16 protein-coding genes are annotated in these 16,766 nt (G+C 51.0%); all 16 read right to left on the minus strand.

The features are described from left to right. Positions 1-102: 102 nt before the first annotated feature. Positions 103-1,305: a glycosyltransferase gene (locus tag ACYQ2L_RS07780; protein ID WP_460053621.1), complete on the minus strand. Its 1,203-nt coding sequence runs from the start codon at positions 1,303-1,305 to the stop codon at positions 103-105. Continuing rightward, positions 1,302-2,513: an EAL domain-containing protein gene (locus tag ACYQ2L_RS07785; RefSeq protein WP_460053623.1), complete on the minus strand. Its 1,212-nt coding sequence runs from the start codon at positions 2,511-2,513 to the stop codon at positions 1,302-1,304. The genes ACYQ2L_RS07780 and ACYQ2L_RS07785 overlap by 4 nt, the downstream gene beginning before the upstream one ends. A 126-nt stretch (positions 2,514-2,639) precedes the next feature. After that, complete coding sequence (locus tag ACYQ2L_RS07790) at positions 2,640-4,175, minus strand: DUF6938 domain-containing protein (RefSeq protein ID WP_460053625.1); 1,536 nt, start codon at positions 4,173-4,175, stop codon at positions 2,640-2,642. 47 nt (positions 4,176-4,222) lie between these two features. Further along, the gene (locus ACYQ2L_RS07795) at positions 4,223-5,095 is read right to left on the minus strand and encodes a carbohydrate ABC transporter permease (protein ID WP_460053627.1); all 873 of its coding nucleotides are present in this window, start codon (positions 5,093-5,095) and stop codon (positions 4,223-4,225) included. Between the two features lie 12 nt (positions 5,096-5,107). Further along, positions 5,108-5,995 carry a carbohydrate ABC transporter permease gene (locus ACYQ2L_RS07800; RefSeq protein ID WP_460053629.1) on the minus strand — a complete coding sequence of 296 codons (888 nt, stop codon included), beginning with the start codon at positions 5,993-5,995 and terminating at the stop codon, positions 5,108-5,110. Positions 5,996-6,065: 70 nt separating this feature from the next. Then, positions 6,066-7,310: an ABC transporter substrate-binding protein gene (locus ACYQ2L_RS07805; protein WP_460053631.1), complete on the minus strand. Its 1,245-nt coding sequence runs from the start codon at positions 7,308-7,310 to the stop codon at positions 6,066-6,068. A 116-nt stretch (positions 7,311-7,426) separates the two neighbouring features. Then, the gene (locus tag ACYQ2L_RS07810) at positions 7,427-8,101 is read right to left on the minus strand and encodes a response regulator (protein ID WP_460053633.1); all 675 of its coding nucleotides are present in this window, start codon (positions 8,099-8,101) and stop codon (positions 7,427-7,429) included. Further along, positions 8,102-9,361 carry a sensor histidine kinase gene (locus ACYQ2L_RS07815; RefSeq protein ID WP_460053634.1) on the minus strand — a complete coding sequence of 420 codons (1,260 nt, stop codon included), beginning with the start codon at positions 9,359-9,361 and terminating at the stop codon, positions 8,102-8,104. 88 nt (positions 9,362-9,449) lie between these two features. Further along, positions 9,450-10,115, minus strand: a complete 666-nt coding sequence (locus tag ACYQ2L_RS07820) for an ATP-binding cassette domain-containing protein (RefSeq protein WP_460053637.1) — start codon at positions 10,113-10,115, stop codon at positions 9,450-9,452. Next, complete coding sequence (locus ACYQ2L_RS07825; RefSeq protein WP_460053638.1) at positions 10,102-11,373, minus strand: hypothetical protein; 1,272 nt, start codon at positions 11,371-11,373, stop codon at positions 10,102-10,104. Before ACYQ2L_RS07825 ends, ACYQ2L_RS07820 begins: the two co-directional genes overlap by 14 nt. Continuing rightward, complete coding sequence (locus tag ACYQ2L_RS07830; protein WP_460053639.1) at positions 11,325-11,576, minus strand: Uma2 family endonuclease; 252 nt, start codon at positions 11,574-11,576, stop codon at positions 11,325-11,327. Before ACYQ2L_RS07830 ends, ACYQ2L_RS07825 begins: the two co-directional genes overlap by 49 nt. Positions 11,577-11,592: 16 nt before the next feature. Beyond that, positions 11,593-12,177 carry a hypothetical protein gene (locus ACYQ2L_RS07835; protein ID WP_460053641.1) on the minus strand — a complete coding sequence of 195 codons (585 nt, stop codon included), beginning with the start codon at positions 12,175-12,177 and terminating at the stop codon, positions 11,593-11,595. After that, the gene (locus ACYQ2L_RS07840; protein ID WP_460053644.1) at positions 12,170-13,384 is read right to left on the minus strand and encodes an ABC transporter permease; all 1,215 of its coding nucleotides are present in this window, start codon (positions 13,382-13,384) and stop codon (positions 12,170-12,172) included. The genes ACYQ2L_RS07835 and ACYQ2L_RS07840 overlap by 8 nt, the downstream gene beginning before the upstream one ends. After that, entirely contained in the window at positions 13,381-14,052 is a 672-nt protein-coding gene (locus tag ACYQ2L_RS07845; protein WP_460053646.1) for an ABC transporter ATP-binding protein, read from the minus strand. Before ACYQ2L_RS07845 ends, ACYQ2L_RS07840 begins: the two co-directional genes overlap by 4 nt. Further along, positions 14,049-15,308, minus strand: a complete 1,260-nt coding sequence (locus ACYQ2L_RS07850; RefSeq protein WP_460053647.1) for an efflux RND transporter periplasmic adaptor subunit — start codon at positions 15,306-15,308, stop codon at positions 14,049-14,051. Before ACYQ2L_RS07850 ends, ACYQ2L_RS07845 begins: the two co-directional genes overlap by 4 nt. Continuing rightward, on the minus strand, positions 15,305-16,726 hold the full coding sequence (locus ACYQ2L_RS07855; RefSeq protein ID WP_460053648.1) for a TolC family protein: 1,422 nt from the start codon (positions 16,724-16,726) through the stop codon (positions 15,305-15,307). The genes ACYQ2L_RS07850 and ACYQ2L_RS07855 overlap by 4 nt, the downstream gene beginning before the upstream one ends. Positions 16,727-16,766 lie beyond the last annotated feature (40 nt).

Here is a 16,766-nt window from a genome sequence, read left to right on the forward strand (position 1 = left end):
GGCCTCCAGTTAGTATGCTAGTATGCTGAGCCCTTGGTAGCACTGGAATTGTAGGATATGAAAGTACTGGCGTCAATGTAAATAGCATGATTCAGGTAAGGGCTACGAGGGAAGACTGGAATAAACTGCACACAGTGCCTCAACATGAGATTCCCGGCTGAAGTTTCGCGAGTGGATTTCAGCAGCAAGCTTCATTTTCCGGCGACTAACGTGGTCATCAAGAAGTGTGGAAACAGCTTCGGCATATCTGGAATCCTCTTGAACAAGTATGCCGGTCTGATTGTGAATTACTATGCTGCGCATAGCAGGATCATTCAGCACAACCGCCGGCAATCCTGCTGCTGCGGCTTCGATTTGGGTAATCGGATGAACTTCACTGCGTGACATACTGCAGAATACATCTGCAGCATTGTACCAGGGGAGCAGTTCCTCTCGAGCAAGCCAACCAGTGGCAACGACCCATTCGTCAACTCCAAGCTCCCGGATGCTGCGGTTCAGGGCTGCACTGGTTGGTCCTCCTCCGACAATTGCCAGATACAGGGCCTGCCCTTTTCCTTCCAGATATTGCAGATTCCGCGCCTCCAGGGTAGCGGCCAGAGCCCGACAAAGTTCTATCACTCTTTTTTCCGGAGCAAGTCGCCCTGCATACAATATCAGTTGTGCATGAGCAGGAATATTCCAGCTGTTCCTGACTGCTTCGGTCTGATCAGCAGATGGGCGAGCCCCGGTTTTTATGCCATTCGGCACAATCTGCAGACGGCAGGTCTCAGGAATCAGCCCGGTCAGCCAGTTCTTTCCCCGGAGGGAAGGCGTCACACAGACGCCGCAGGTCCGGAGAAAGCGCTGCATAGCGTGCTCAAGCGGAAGACGCCGTAGCCCAGGCAGCAGGTAATGCCGGTAGGCAGGCCAGTATGTGTGACTGCTGTGAACCCAGGGCAGTTTCAGCTCTGCAGCCAGACCCCGGGCGGTCCACCCAAGACTGAATTCCGTGTGACTGTGAATTATTACCCGATGATTCAGACTGAGCTCCGACAGCATTTGCCGGATTTGCTTCCGCTTATTGCGACTGACAACAGCAAACCTCCATTCACCATCTCTGGACAGCGGAATCGAGGCCACAGGGCACATTGTTACCCCCGGCTGCGGGTTGTAACTGCCTGGACGTGGATCACCAGGTGCGACGAGTATTACCTGCACACCTGAATCCGCAAGTCCCGTGATCAGCTCACACAAAGAGGTGACGACTCCATTTCGGCTTGGTAGCCAGGTATCAGAAAAAAGTACCAGAATCGGAGAATTACTCATTGGGAAAAGTCAAGGCACAGAATTACTTCATTTTGATTACAGTCAGACCAGCGCATGGAAACAGTACGGCAGTTCTTCCCGCTGGCAAAAGAGATGTATGGCTCAGTTACCGTAAAATCGGCATATCTCAATTGCAGAAAATATGGTTTCAGGCTGTGATCGGTTCCCTTGACAGCAGGATGAAACGCCGGATGCCGTGCCAGAGCTGAACTTCCATGTAGCGTGCTGCTTATCTGCTTCCCCTCGGGATTCAGGCAATACAGACATTCCAGCCGCGGATATGCACCGACGACTTCCTCCGCCACAAGATCAATGTCCTCAATACTGTATTTCCTGAGCTGATTGATAACTCCCAGACCGGTCTCCCGGTATTCCTCACTGGCAAGCTGCTGCTGATTCTGGAGTTCCCGTTGGCAACTACAGAGTTCACGGCTTCTATCTTCGAGCAGGCCTTGAAGCTCGACACTTATTTTCTTCGGGTCGGAACCCGGCCGGGCAAAACTATAACCCTGCTGCAGTTCAGCTCCGAGCAGGCTACACATCCGGCTTTCTGCCTCGGTCTCTACTCCTTCGGCGAGAACCAGAGACCCGATTCTATGAGCCAGGGATACTATTGCCTGAAAAACGGCTTGCCGGTAATGATCGGTATCCAAACCGGAAATAAGGTTGCGGTCGATTTTGACTATGTCGGGACGGACCAGGAGAATGCGATCCAGATTACTGTGGTCTGCTCCGAAATCATCCAGCACGATCAAAAAGCCGGCATCACGGTAGGTACTGACAAAATCAGTGAGAATATCTGCATTGCTGACCCGCGACTCTACAATCTCGATCGCAATCTGCTCAGGAGAAAGACCAGCATTGGCTACCTGCTGCTGCAGAAAGCGGAAGGCCCCCGGCACCTCGCGAACATTGCCAAGATCAATATTTACAAACAGCAGTGGAATATGCCCATCCCATATAAATGAGGAGGAACTGGAGAAGATGGTATCTCGACAGCGACGGTCTAGTTCAAGGCGTTCTTCGGGACTGCGCGCAGATCCAAAAAGTTTCAGAGGCGGAATAATGCTGCTGTTGGCGGTGTGCCCGGGATCTTTGGCAGAGACACCTCTGATCAATGCCTCGACTCCGAATATGCTCTGATCAGCGAGATGAACGATGGGCTGGTAATGACATACCAGCGGTACTGCTGAGCAATCGATATTCATGGGAAAAGCATAACTAATTGTACGCTCCTGTGCAATGTCAAACAGTTTCTTGCACAAATTGTGGCATTTTGAGAAAGAACTGCCGGAATATTCCGGCAGTTCTATTTAACTATTTCAGCTCGTGTACTATTTCAGCTTGCTACGGTCAAAAGTGGTTCCGGTTGCCAGTGCTACGGCCTTGTATGCACCGTCATAGATACCGATTCCCTTGTTCTGCACGATGCTGTCGCAGTACATCTGCAGCAAATCGTCCTCGTGGGTCAGCAGGTCAATCGCCTGCAGGGTTTCACCAACGGTTCTGGTTTCACAGGTACTGTCACCTATTTCTGCTCCACGTACGGCTCCCCACATTTCGTGGCCACCGACACGGGCATTGAAAATCTTGGGAATCGGATAGAATGCCAGCTCACTTGGCTTGGTAATCATAACATCACAGACACGCATCAGGTAATTGGTGGCATATACGCCATGATAGATATTATCATGCAGGAACACATGCAGCCCTTCTGCCTGCTTGTCACGGATTGAATCTGCATAGGCTCTGGTATCTTCCCAGTCGAAGTGGGTCGTAACCTTGCCTACATCATCACCAAGCTCTGCTTTCAGCCAATCCCAGTTTCCTGCATGATCACCAAGGTTGATAAAGAGTGTTATTTTCTTCTGCTCGATGAGCGGCATGCAGTGCTTCACGATTGCCAGGAAGAGTTCACGCTGGGCACCTGCCCCACCCATGGTTACCATGAAGCGACGTGGTTCGCCGTTTTTCATGCGCTCAAGACGGGCAGCACAATCGGCTTCAATATTATGTACGAGCTCATGATCCACATGATGCCCCACGTAATATAGCGAGTCCTGCGGAACCGGCTTCAGGATTTTATTTTTCGGATCGAACCCGCGCATTGCCCGGAATCCATAATAGCCCGAAGGGGTCTGTACGGCGTGCTTGGCTCCTTCGGTGAGCTGAAATGCCATTGGCCAGTTATCGAACATCATGTCAACGACGTTCGTCATACCTCCGGCAACCGCACCCATACAGTTCCACATATGAGCAGTGAGAATCGGCATGTCCTGGGGAAGCGCGCCAAATAGTTCCCTGAACAGTTCGCTCATTTTGTAATCCTTGACGTTGGTCTTGAGAAAACGCCATGGCCAACCGACAATCCACTTGTTCAGAAAGGCATTCATACCGGGAAAATTTGATCGGTCACCTGTTGTCACCGGCTCCCAGACATGGGTATTGAACCACTCGCTACGCTGTGATTTCCGGGAGAATCGGCTGTACCAGGTGTTACAGTAGTTGATTACGTCCGACGAGATCCCGGGTATACCCAGCAGATCCATCCAGAGCGGTGTATATCCCATGGCCTGAGCACAGCTGGCTCCTGCCATGGCTATGCGGTAATGTCCGAATCCCATGCGGATCGTGCTGCAGATTACTGCATTTTCAGCAGTAATTTCGGTACCGTCTCCGTCACGGACGATATTCTTCAATCCGAGCTCATTACCCAGATACTGATTTTCGGTGACCGAAAGCTTATACGTCTCATTTGGATCATAATTGTATTTCTTAATGAACATGTTCTGCCAGGCATCACATTTTTTAGACTCACTACGGCTTAATTCATTGCCATAGACGCTATATCGTCCGTTTACTTTCTGCATTAACAATCTCTCCCTTCGTTCAGCCTTTAATTAATTAATACTTTTAATTAACCCTTTTCTGCCCCGACTGTCAAGCCGGAAATAAAGAATCTCTGGAATAAAAGAAATACTATCAACGGGGGAATTGCGGCAATAATCGACCCGGCTGCAATAATATTATAGTTGGTTATAAACTGTCCCTGCATGTTGGCAAGACCCTGGGTTACCGTCATAACGCGGTTCTGATTCAGTAATACCAGTGACCAGAGCAGATCGTTCCAGATCCAGGTAAACTGCAGGACAGAAAGCGCCGCCAGACTGGGAAGCGCAAGAGGCAGAATGATTCTGACGAAGATTGTCAGATCCCGGGCACCGTCCATTCTGGTAGCCTCAATCAGACTGTATGGAAGTGTCCTGAAAAAATTTCTGAGAAAATACACGCAGAAACCGAGTTGAAATGAAATATGAAACAGACTGACGCCGCGGTATGTATTGATCAGATCAAGATGATCACTCATCCTGAATACGGGAATCATGAGCATCTGGAATGGAATCAGCATACCAGCTACGAACACAATCAGTATGCTTTTATTCAGTTTGAATCGGTAGAAAGCCAGGGCAAATGCACCGAGGCTTGAAATCATGAGCGTCCCCGCGACCGAGGGAATGGTAATCATGAAACTGTTGAATATGTAGCGCGACATTCCCGCACGCGTCCAGGCCTGCACAAAATTCTGCCAGGTCCATGTCTTCGGCCTGGCCCACATATACGGGGTCGACATGAGCTCATCCATGGTCTTGCCAGCAGTAAACACGGCAATAATAACGGGTATGAGCCAGACAAGCACCAGAATAGTTGCACCTATATAGAAGGCAGCTGCCAGCATCCGCTTTCGCAGATCACGCTGCCGCTTTTTTTTAATATCATCAGCGGTTCTCATACGGTAGTCCTCCTATAATGGGTCTTCATTTTTCAGGGTTATGTTCACGTAGAACAGGATGAAGGCCAGGGTAATCAGGAACTGAATAACCGCTATCGCACTTCCATAGCCGTAATCCTGGTACTGAAAACTCGATGTATACATATAGCTGGCCAGAACCTGGGCCGCCCTGGGCTGCGCGTTGGTCATGACATAGACAATGTCGAAGGCGCGTAAGCTGTCAATAATCGAGATCGTAATTGCCACAACAGTAGCCGGCTTCAGCATTGGAATGACGATGTTCCGGAAACGCTGTAGCCAGTTCGCCCCGTCTATCATTGATGCCTCGATGAGTTCGACCGGCACATTCTTGAGTCCGGCAATATAGAGAATCATGACATAGGGAACCTGCCGCCACACACCGACCGCGATCAATGCCCGAGTCATATAGGCCGGATCACCGAGCCACTGCCGGGTTAAATGAGAGAGTCCCAGCGAGTTCAGAACCGTATTGAGAGCTCCGACATTCGGATGATATATCCAGACCCAGATCGTACCTATTACCGCGTAGGACAGGGTCATAGGAATAAAAAATAAGGTCTTGAAGACTTTCGTTCCCGGGTAATTCTGATTGAAAAACATAGCTATAGCCAGACCAATCGGAATCGGAAGCAGAATAAAAGCAAGCATCCACTGCAGGTTGTTCCACAATGCAAGATGGAAAATGCTGTCCTGAAACAATCGGAAAAAATTGGCAAGACCGACATACCGGCTTTCTATCAAAATGCTACTGCGGTGTGTCAGGCTGAAGACCATGCTCTGTACAATCGGTGCGAGCACCCACACCGTATACATTGCAAGCGGCAGCGCAAGAAACTTGAGTGGAGTAAGCGGTGAAAGCTGCAGTCTCCGTTTGATCATAGTATTTCTCCTGGATGATTACAGATGTCCCGGCAACAGCCGGGACATCGATGAATAGCTATGAAGCGGATCAGGGATCCATTGCGTGGATTCGTTCCCGATCGGCATCCAGAGCCTGCAAAATCTGTGGAATTCTGTCCGGGTTTTCCATGGCCTCGATAATTGCGTTCATACCGCGCTGTGCCATTTCTTCCGGTGCATCACGATCGTAGAACTGCATCGCACCAACTGCACCCTGAACCATTTCCAGCCCGCGGGCAGCATTTGCATCCGGCGGTGCAACATTCTGATTGGCAGCCAGACGGCCGAGCTCGGTTGCAAACATTGCCTGGGATTCTTCGGTTGCAAGGTATGCAATAAAGCGTTTGGCAGCTTCCTTGTTCCGGGCATTTGCTGGAATCATGTAGCCGTCAGTAGGAGTATCAACTGCATAGCCATGATCACCGACTGTCGGAAATCGGAAAAAATCGAGATTCTGCTGCACATTTTCTGGAGCTACGTCGTAAATAAACTGCCCCATGAGGTACATGCCTGCTTCTTCATTGAACAGCAGTGTTGCAGCTTCCTGCCAGCTGTAGCTGGTGGCATTTTCCATTATGTAGCCCTTGGTGTTGAGCTCAGCAAAGGTTTCGAATACCTTCTGGACTCCAGCATCAGTATAAGGTACCCGGCCAGTGGTCAGGGCTTCATGATAGTCCATACCATTGATTGCAGAGTTCAGGGCACCGAACCATCCACCGGCGGTCCATGTGTCACGGGCACCAATAGCAATCGGCTGTATACCTGCCTGCTTCAGAGCCTCGGAAACCTCAAGAAACTCATCCCAGGTTTCAGGAACGCTCAAGCCAAGCTCATCGAAAACCTTGGTGTTGTAGTAAACTGCCCACCAATACCAGCTCTGGGGCAGAAAGTATATGCTGTCATTATAGCTTGATGCTCTGACGAAGGCCTCAGGAAAAGCCTCGTTGAATTCATTGCCGCTGAATGCATCGTCAAGGGGTTCCAGCAAACCGCGTTCTGCAAAAGCCTGCATACGATAGCCGGCAAACCAGGTAACCACATCCGGGGCATTCCGGCTGGTCAGCCAGTTCGGCAGAACGGTCTTGAACTGCTCGTGGGCAGTGGTGTTGACCTCTACTGTAATATCTGGATTTTTAGCCTCGAAATCGGCTACCAGATTGGCAAAAGCCTGCTGCGGGGCTTCATCTGACATGTAGGAATTGATAACCAGACGGTTTTCAGCCTCCCTCTGTCCACCAGCGAAAACGAATGCCGGCAGTGCCAGCAGAAGAACCAGAATCGTAAGCTTCCTCATAAAACTTCCTCCTGTTTGGGTTTTACTCTTCAATCAGGGTAACCCCGTATCTTTCAGCCCGATAGAAACAAAAATCCCGATTTTCATTGATTTTTCCGGTACAAATGTACCGGTATTCAACCATCGGACTCATGGTAGCGAATCTTGTTGGCAAGCTGAATAATCTGGAAGCGATCATGGACATCCAGTTTGGAATAGATCATGCTGACGTGATTCCTGACGGTCTGTTCAGCCAGACAGAGTTTCTCGGCAATCTGCAGATTGTCATAGCCGGTAGCTATAAGGGTGAAGATCTCACGCTCGCGCCTGGTCAGGCTCTCGAACCATTCGAATTCCTCGGCTACTTTCTTCATGGTGGAGCGGGAATCATCATGCAGACCCTGAATCAGTTTTGCAGCCACCTGGGGGCTGATCTGCAGGACACCGGACTGCAGGGCCCGAATGCTTGCGATAAGCTCGGTTGGAGAAATATCCTTCAGCAGGTAGCCCGAGGCACCATAGCTCAAAGCCTGGCGTACGTACTCATCCTCATCGAAGGTGGAAAGCATAATCACCTTTATTTCAGGATGCAGCGTTCTGAGCTGCCTGGTTGCTTCCACTCCATTGGTGCCGGGCATATGAACATCCATTAATATGATATCCGGCTGCAGTTCGGAGGCACGCTTTACAGCCTCTGCCCCGTCCATAGCCAGACCCACAACCTCCAGGTCATCGGCATAGTTGGTAATGAATGTCCTGAGACTTTCTGCAAACAGCTGCTGGTCGTCAGCTATCAGAATTCTGGCGTTCATTTATAATTCTCCTGTACTTCCCGTTTGCTCTGATTCGATCTGCGTGCCATAGGGAATGCGGATGTGTAGTCGGAATCCACCTTCCTCGGCATTTCCTGCCTCTATTGAACCCTGCAGGCGGGATACCCGTTCTTCCATGCCGGCCAGACCGATGCCCTTGGTGATCTCGGTACTGCCGATTCCGTTGTCATGAATATTGATTATCAGATTGTCCTTGTGAATCCAGAAATGAAGCTGAACCAGACTCGCTTTGCCGTGACGGATAGCATTGGTAAGGCTTTCCTGAACTATACGATACAAGGTTCTGCTGAGGTCAGCATCAAGTTGTTGGGGTAGATTACCCAGCTGCAATTCGACCCTGGTACCGGTAACTTCCTGAAAAATACTGGTGATTTTGGCAATGGTCCGGGAACTGTTTCTGCTTTCCGGCTGCACTGCCCGCTGCCTGCGAAGCGCAACCCGGGTTTCCTGGAGGCCCTCCTGAGCCTGCCTTCTGGCACTGGTAAGAAGATCAGCCAGCTGTGAAGGATTGCTTTTCCCGGTACTCATTGCGGCATCCATAAGGGCTATCAGATTGGTGAACATATACCCGGCGATGTCATGCAGTTCCCTGCTGATGCGATTGCGTTCCCGTTCAGCCGACTGCTGATCAGCCTCCTGGGCCCAGCGTTGCAACTTCTGGTTGAACTCTGACAGATTCTGCAGACTGAGTTCCTGTCGCTCAGCCAGCTCCCGGTACACAGTACAGGAGTCCAGGGCGGCGGACAGAAGGAGTGAAAAAAAGGAAACAAGCAAAGCGGTACTCAGCATGGCCGCTGCATTGAGCAGCGGAGAAACTTCGTCAGCATGAAGCAGAAAGGTGTTTACTCCCAGCAGGGCTTCACCACTGCCGGTCCAGAGAAGGATCACCGCCGTAAAAATCTGGAAGCCTATCCTCTCAAGGGTTCGACCGAGATAGAATGCTTGCTCAATACATACTGCCGCGAGCACAGGGAGAATCAGCAGAAGCCTGTCCGGAGCAGTGTACAGCAGCAATGCCGTCAGAATCACTTTCACCAGTATCAAGCCTCGAATTGAGGATCTGCTTCTCAGGATCAATAGTATGCCGCTCATGAGAACAAGTCCAAGCAGATACACACTGATGGTCTCAATATAATAGAGTCCCGCCGGGGAATCCGCCGCGGCAAACAAAAGACCGGTGGCTGAGGATGTATAACAAAGCAGGACGGCAGCAGCTGAAACAGTTTTCTTCAGACGCATTCATATACTATAACAGATTATTTCCATCCGCAGGTGATTTATTTTTACCTTTTAATAAAAGCGTAACTGACGAAGGAGAATTTCATAATCAGCCTTGGTCGATCAATCTCCGGCTGAGATCTGTATACGGTGGGTGGCAATGCTCCTGTACTCTGCCCTGCTGTATCCAGATTACGCTGTCCGACACGGTCTGGACATTCTCCATTATATGACTGGAGAACAGCACGATTTTACCGTTGTCAGCAAGCTTCCTGAGTTCACGGTTGAGTTTCAGGTTTGAAACAAGATCAACCCCGTTATGCGGTTCATCATAGATGCAGAGTCTGGCAGGACTGAAGAGACTACCGACAAACTGCAGTTTTTTTCTGATCCCGGTCGAGCAGGCTGAAAAAGGTTTGTCGAGGTGTGGATCAAGTCCAAAGTCATGAATCAGTTCTTCATGCTGTGTGTAGTGTTTCTTTTCCAGACCGCACATGCGCCCGAGAATTTCCCAGTTCTGCCGTCCGCTCAAATCGGAATAATAATAGTCAAAGGCAGGCATGTAGGAGACCGGACTCGTTTCAGGATCAAATACCTCGTCATGGAGACGTACAATGCCAGCACCGCTTAAAAGCCCGGCAATACAGTTGAACAAGGTGGTTTTTCCGGCACCGTTTTCACCGACAACCCCAATAACCCCGCTGGCGGAAAACGCGATGCCGTTGATGCCGTCTCCGCTGGAATACAGGTAACTTAGATTCTCAATACTCAGCATTGTCGAATGCCCTCTCTTTATAGTAGTGAACTGACTGTCCTCTCGAAAGGAAAGCAGCACATATCAGAACAGTAATCCCTGCGAGCAGGGAATAATACATAATTGCAGCAAGTCCTGCATACGCTATTGCACACAGCACAAGCCGTGGGAGACTCAGTGATCCATAGCGTATATACAGACAGATAGATAGCACAGTCATAAACACCGGCATGACAGCAGCCGTAATTCCTGTCCAGCCAGCCCATACAAAACCCGCTATGGCAGAGGAAACAGCCAGTAAACCGATTGCCGGCAGATAATCCTGCACTCGGAGTACAAGAAAATGACCGAGCCGGACCCCCGCCAGAACGGGCATGGCATAGTTCTCATTCTCGGCAGCAGAAATGACTACCAGCGCCCAGACGGCATTGAGCAGAATGAGGGCAACAAAGGGCAGCAGTTCCACCTCGCGGGAATAGCGGTAGATCAGGAGTACTGCAGCAACTCCAGCTGCTGCTCCAGCCAGATTGATACCAGCTATATTCAGATGCTTCATCGAAACATGTCTGCCGAAAATTCTTCTGCTTCCCTTCGATTGCGCTGCTATCTCTGCCTGTCGGCTCTGCTCATACAGGCGAATCACTGCAGTCGGCATTCGCAGGAACAGCACGAGCAGGAGAATAGCGGAAACTGCGGCAGCACCGAGCAATAGAATCATCGGAACAGTATTCTTTGCAAGATAAAACAGAGCACTTAGCAGGAGATACAGAAAGATAACGGCAGGACCTTGTATCCTGCTTTTGCCCGGGGGGCGTGTGTTTGATTTGATGTTCGTGCCTGTGTCCCGGCTGATAGATGGAAGAAATGCCCAGACAAGGAGCGTCAATTCATACAGTATAAGCTGCTGAATAATCTGCCAGAAGGAAACTGCGACAGCAGAGTAGAAAAAGAACAATGCCCCGGCACCGGTGAAACCCAGGGCAATCAGGCGCAATTTCAGAAGCCTCCCCGCCCATAACATTCGCATGGTAGAGGAATGCACAAAAAGCTGTTCCCGGGTGTTGAGCGCAACAACGCTACTGGCGCTATACAGAAAAGGCAGTGGAATACAGACCATGAGTAGATACAATACCTCTACTGAAAGACCAGAAGCAGCATACCAGATTATTCCCCAGCAGAATGCCCCGAATAAAAGAGCCATGGACAGCAGCGACAGGGGATTATCCTGCTTCAACACATGCAGTACACGATAATAATAGAGCAAAGCAATAGTGCGCATAGGCAAGCATACGGGCCCACAGGGGATTTGTCTATGCTGCCGGAGGGATCAACCACCCAGTACTCGGCAACTCGATGATACTCATAAAGCCTGAACTTGTCATTCAGATCCTTTTTACTGGTGTAGGGAGACAGCACCTCTACCACAAGATCAGGAGCCCCTCGGGCTCCATAATCTCTCAGCTTATTTGAATCACAGTACACAACAGGCAGAATGCGCTCACAATTTACTCTTCAGATAATCATACAGATCCAGGAAATCAGCTCCCATAGCTCGATCACGATCAAGGAAGGGATTTGAACTGCTGAGCGGTGCGCTGACCGAAGCGCCGCGATTCGATTGCCGCTGACTGGCCGAGCTTGCTCCGGAGTCTGCCACGGAATCTCCGGATCTGCCCTGATCTCGCTGGAGGAACAGTCGATCGGTGTACATGAGCTGGGCCGGCAGCAGAATATCATCCTCAATTTCTATGGTAATGTCACGGGCCATGTCCCCTGAGATTACTGAACTGTTCCTGACGGTATTCATGACTCCCAGAACAGCACTGATCTGGCTGGAATTCAGGGCAAGATGGGGTTCTTCCTGATCCATGCGGAGCAGAAATCCGAACAGACGGCCAAGATCAGTAATTGCTTCCTGGTCCGCACGCTGTTGTGCACTGTCTGCCTGTCCCATTCCCGTCCCTGCCTCAACCCCGGGCTGGCCCCCACCATGCTTTTGCTGGGCCGAGATTTCTGCTGTCGGCAGGAGCGCCAGTCCGCTTACTATCATGGTAATTATTAAAAATACTGATTGTCTATTCATAACGTAATGCCTCTATTGGATCGAGCTGAGCTGCCCGGTACGCCGGGTAGCCGCCGAAAAACAAGCCGATGGCGACTGCAAAGGACAAAGCCAATGCAACTGAATCAAGTGACACATAGGAAGCAAGCCCTGCAAAGCGTTGAGCCCCATGTGAAATTATGTACCCAAGGCCCACACCGATTAATCCGCCACCGGCAGACAGTAGAACAGCTTCGGTAAGGAATTGCGTGAGTATATGCCTTGACTTGGCTCCTAACGCCATCCGGACCCCGATCTCACGGGTCCGCTCGGTTACCGAGACCAGCATAATATTCATTATCCCTATGCCTCCAACCAGAAGGCTTATGGCAGCAATTCCACTCAGCAGCAGGGTAAAGGTACCGGTGACTGCAGTCATTGCCCCGATTACATCCAGCTGATTCGAGATATAGAAATCAGCATCTTCCATGGAAAATATGTTTCGGTCTCGCAGCATCTCATGCTCGATCATCTCCTGCAGCTCGTACATAACTGCAGTGGATGCAGCCTGTACGTTGATCACTGCAAAATTATCTGCCCCTGAATGGCTGCGCTGAAACGCAGAAAACGGAATAAACAGGGATGAATCCTGTGCGAGAGACCCCTTCTCCTCCATAATCCCGATTACCCGGTAGGGAAGCCCGTTCACACGAATTGTCTGCCCAAGCGGATCTCGGCCATCCGGAAAAAGATCCCGGTAAATCTGGACTCCTATAACCGCATTGTTACTGCGATTTACCATATCCAGCTCACTGAAAAAAGCACCATACACCGGAAAGAAATTCCGCACAGCGGGATAATCAGGATCAGTCCCCACAAGGGTTGCCGAGGTATTGAGGTTCTCGAATTTCAGCTGGACATTTACCGTAGACTCCGGGGCTGTCCGGGAGACATATTCTTCGCCGAGGCTATCGATAAACGCAAGATCATCAGGGGTGAGCCGGGGCGCTATATTGGTGGTCCGCGTTCGTATTAACGACGATCCCCGCGGTTCGCCGGAATAAATAATCAAAAGATTCGCACCAAGGTCGCCAATATTCTTTTCTACAGAAACCCGTGCGCCTTCACCCAGGGCCGTCAGGGCAATTACAGATGCCACACCGATCATTACCCCCAGTGCAGTCAGAAAGCTTCTCACCTTATTTGATCTGATGCTCCTGAATGACATTGCCGCGTTTTCATACATCATGATGCATCCTCCTGAATCCGGCCGTCCAGAAGCGATATGATTCTTGGTGCGCGCTCTGCCAGCTTCTGATCATGTGTGACCAGAACAAGCGTGCTCCCGCTGGCATGCAGCTCATTGAACAAAGCCATAATCTCCTCCCCGGTTACCGAGTCCAACGCACCAGTCGGTTCATCTGCAAGTATTACTCCGGGATTTCCTACCAGGGCTCGAGCTATTGCTACCCGCTGTCTCTGTCCACCCGAAAGCTCATTCGGCAGATGATCCATGCGGTCTCCAAGCCCGACAAGCTCAAGCATTTCAATTGCCGCCTTTTTCCGCTCCCTGCCGCGCAAGCCTCTGTAGACCAGGGGCAGCTCGACATTCTCCAGTGCACTCGCCCTTGGCAGAAGGTTAAAGGTCTGAAACACAAAGCCTATATGCCTGTTCCGAATTTCTGCCAGGGAGTTTCGGTCAAGATTACCGGCTTCTTCACCAGCCAGCAGATAGGACCCGCTGTCTGGAGTATCCAGGCAGCCAATAATATTCATGAGGGTTGATTTTCCTGACCCGCTCGGACCAATAATTGCTACAAATTCTCCCTGATTCACTTCAAGGCTGACGCCATCCAGGGCTTTCACAGTAGACGGGCCCATCTGATAATGCTTGTGCAGCTCACGTATCTGTATCATTGCCTGCCTCCGCCGCCGCCACCGCCGCCAGCTGGTGCAGGGGCAGCTCCATCAGTCCGGCTGCTTCCCGGCAAGGGGATTATGGTTGAGTTTGTTTGAGTCGGCAGCGGCTCTGCAGCCACTGTTGGCGGCAGGACTCCTATACTTTCCGGCAGCTGCAGAATTTCTCCTGCTTCCAGTCCTTCGAGTACTACGGTATTCATGCCGTCTGAAGCCCCGAGTTCGACCCTGCGCGTCTCGATCTCACCGTCTTCCTGGACAACATCCACATAATGACGTGTTCTGACCGTACTCACTGCCCTGCCAGGCACGACGATGCCACTGTCTCTGGCGATTACGACTACAAGATCAGCAGTCATACCGGGCCGCAGTCTGCTGTCATTATTCTCTGCCACAGCTGATACTGTAAAAATAGATATATTATTGACAATTTTAGCCTCGGGGCTGATACTCTCCAGCTGGGCCCGCAGCACAAGCCCATCAAGAGAGTCGCTGCGAATCTGCACCGGCAGTCCGATTTCCACCCTACCTATATCGTACTCGTCAATTTCCGCAATAAAGCGAAGTCGCTGCACATCACCGAAACTGAGCAAGGTGGTATTCTGCCCGGCCCAATCCCCGACCTGCAGTGCTGTGGAGAGCACGGTACCATCAAAGGGGGCTCGCAGGCTAAGTGCAGCGAGATCATCGCGTACAGATTCCAGATTCAACTCAGCACGCTCCAGTGAAATTCGTGCTGACTCCATTCGGAATACTGCGGTACTCAACTGATCCCTGGCTGCCTGCAACTGATCCCTGCTGATAGCCTCACGTTCAAACAAACGTTCGCGCTCCGCGAGTAGCTGTTCCGCCTGGTGAACAGCTGCTTCAGACTGCTCGAACTGCAGTCGCGAGTCATTACGCTGCAATTCTGCCGTACGGACCTGCCGTTCTGCCTGGGTGCTGTTAAAGCGCACCAGTACATCACCAGCTTCAGCGTATCTACCGCTTTCGGCTATATACACAATCTCCCCGCCACTGGGAGCACGAAGGGTTCTGACGAGATAGGGTTCAACCAGCGATGGCCGCTCTATGCTGACGGTGACCGTTCCCTCTGCTGCTGCCACCCGTTCAGGTGCCTGCTCTGCAGTATTGCCAGCATGTGAAGCAGCTGCAAACAAACCCCACTCAAACCACCACATAGCACCGGCTGTTCCGCCGCTCAGAATCAGCACTGCGGCCACCAGCCGCAATGCTCCGTTTGTCTTTTTTTTCATGGTAAAACTACTCCCTTGAACATATTTCCTTCTATCAAATACCCAATCAAAGCCTGCCTGGCTGCAATTTCTGTTCGCGCAACCTGATATTCAGCCCGCAGCAGTGAGGCCCTTGCTGCGGCTGCATCGGCTTTCGTGCTGGTTCCAAGTTCCTGCCTGAGCAGCTCGATTTCATACACATCTGTAGCCCTGTTCAGATTTTCTACTGCAGCCTCGGCCTCGAGTTCAGCAGATAGGTACCTTCGGAACGTGTTTTCAAGACTCAGCCTCAGGTTCAGCACCGCATCCCCCAGTCGCTGTTCCAGATTCCTGATGAGAGCAGCATCTGCCTCCTGCTGGAACTGTCTGGCGCTTCCAAATGAATAAGACAGGCTGGCTCCTGCGCTGAGGTTGATGCGGCTGGACTGAGCAGATGATGATCCGCTGCCGCTGTTGCTGTTGCTGTCACCGATAATCCAGTCAGGCGGCGAATAGGACATGGTAATACTTGAGCGCTGAGGACTGTACTGAGCGGCTGCTGAATGCCCTTCTCCCGTAAATGAGAGTCGAATCATGCTCAGTGCTATTTCTGCGATTGAGGAGCCCGGGCTTGAATTCTGCGCACGTGCCAGAGCAAAGCTGTGTTCTACAATAGCCGGGTGCATACTCAACACCAGGGAATCTGCGCCAAGCTCTGAAGGTGCTGCAGGATGAGGCAGGTCCATTTCCGAAAACGGGTCGGATAAGGCCTGAATAGCCTCAAGATTATCGATTGCAATCAGGGCAGGATGCGGAAATCGCAGCTGAAGCTCCTGTAAGGTTTGCGATGCACTGGCCCTGCCTGAATAGAGGTTCTGTTCAGCTCTGGACAAACCATTTCGTGCCTGCAGAAACTCGGAGAAGGATTTCTCACCACTCATGTACAGCGCTTCCACAGCAGCAAGCTCCATGGTGGCTGCTTCCTGCTCCAGCATCAAAACCGGTAATTCCTTTATTCGACTGTAAAAATCAGCGTATAGCGAAATCAGTTGCTGGAAGGCACGCTCATAGGCATGCTCAAGCAGAATCGCCTGCAGTTCCAGCTCCTGCTGCGCAGCAAGTATTCCGTCTCTACTGCTGACTGAAATACCAAGAGGAATTTCGAGTGCGAGGTTTCCGGAGATCGTCTGCACATAATCCGGAGTTGCCAGGTCCCGGCTTAGCTGCCAGCCAGGATCAATTGATACCTTCACATCCCCTGCATAGCCCATGTCGCGAAGATTTCGAGCCGCCCGATCATACGAATTCCGGGCAGACGCAACCTGGGAGCTCTGATCAAGAACATCCAGAATTTCTGTAATGTGCGGCAATTCTGCAGCACTCAACGATGCGGAACCCAGAAGCGCCAGCACCAGTAACGGCACCATCAGGGAGAATCCCTGTATTCCTTTATTACTCATGAAGTATGGATACACCGCTAAAACGAAGCCTGTACGAAGA

This window comes from Spirochaeta dissipatitropha (genome assembly GCF_054657935.1).

Coding starts and splice junctions, on each gene's coding strand:
- ACYQ2L_RS07780 (WP_460053621.1), bottom strand. CDS start 1,305: ATGAGTAATTCTCCGATTCTGGTACTTTTTTCTGATACCTGGCTACCA.
- ACYQ2L_RS07785 (WP_460053623.1), bottom strand. CDS start 2,513: ATGAATATCGATTGCTCAGCAGTACCGCTGGTATGTCATTACCAGCCC.
- ACYQ2L_RS07790 (WP_460053625.1), bottom strand. CDS start 4,175: ATGCAGAAAGTAAACGGACGATATAGCGTCTATGGCAATGAATTAAGC.
- ACYQ2L_RS07795 (WP_460053627.1), bottom strand. CDS start 5,095: ATGAGAACCGCTGATGATATTAAAAAAAAGCGGCAGCGTGATCTGCGA.
- ACYQ2L_RS07800 (WP_460053629.1), bottom strand. CDS start 5,995: ATGATCAAACGGAGACTGCAGCTTTCACCGCTTACTCCACTCAAGTTT.
- ACYQ2L_RS07805 (WP_460053631.1), bottom strand. CDS start 7,310: ATGAGGAAGCTTACGATTCTGGTTCTTCTGCTGGCACTGCCGGCATTC.
- ACYQ2L_RS07810 (WP_460053633.1), bottom strand. CDS start 8,101: ATGAACGCCAGAATTCTGATAGCTGACGACCAGCAGCTGTTTGCAGAA.
- ACYQ2L_RS07815 (WP_460053634.1), bottom strand. CDS start 9,361: ATGCGTCTGAAGAAAACTGTTTCAGCTGCTGCCGTCCTGCTTTGTTAT.
- ACYQ2L_RS07820 (WP_460053637.1), bottom strand. CDS start 10,115: ATGCTGAGTATTGAGAATCTAAGTTACCTGTATTCCAGCGGAGACGGC.
- ACYQ2L_RS07825 (WP_460053638.1), bottom strand. CDS start 11,373: ATGCGCACTATTGCTTTGCTCTATTATTATCGTGTACTGCATGTGTTG.
- ACYQ2L_RS07835 (WP_460053641.1), bottom strand. CDS start 12,177: ATGAATAGACAATCAGTATTTTTAATAATTACCATGATAGTAAGCGGA.
- ACYQ2L_RS07840 (WP_460053644.1), bottom strand. CDS start 13,384: ATGATGTATGAAAACGCGGCAATGTCATTCAGGAGCATCAGATCAAAT.
- ACYQ2L_RS07845 (WP_460053646.1), bottom strand. CDS start 14,052: ATGATACAGATACGTGAGCTGCACAAGCATTATCAGATGGGCCCGTCT.
- ACYQ2L_RS07850 (WP_460053647.1), bottom strand. CDS start 15,308: ATGAAAAAAAAGACAAACGGAGCATTGCGGCTGGTGGCCGCAGTGCTG.
- ACYQ2L_RS07855 (WP_460053648.1), bottom strand. CDS start 16,726: ATGAGTAATAAAGGAATACAGGGATTCTCCCTGATGGTGCCGTTACTG.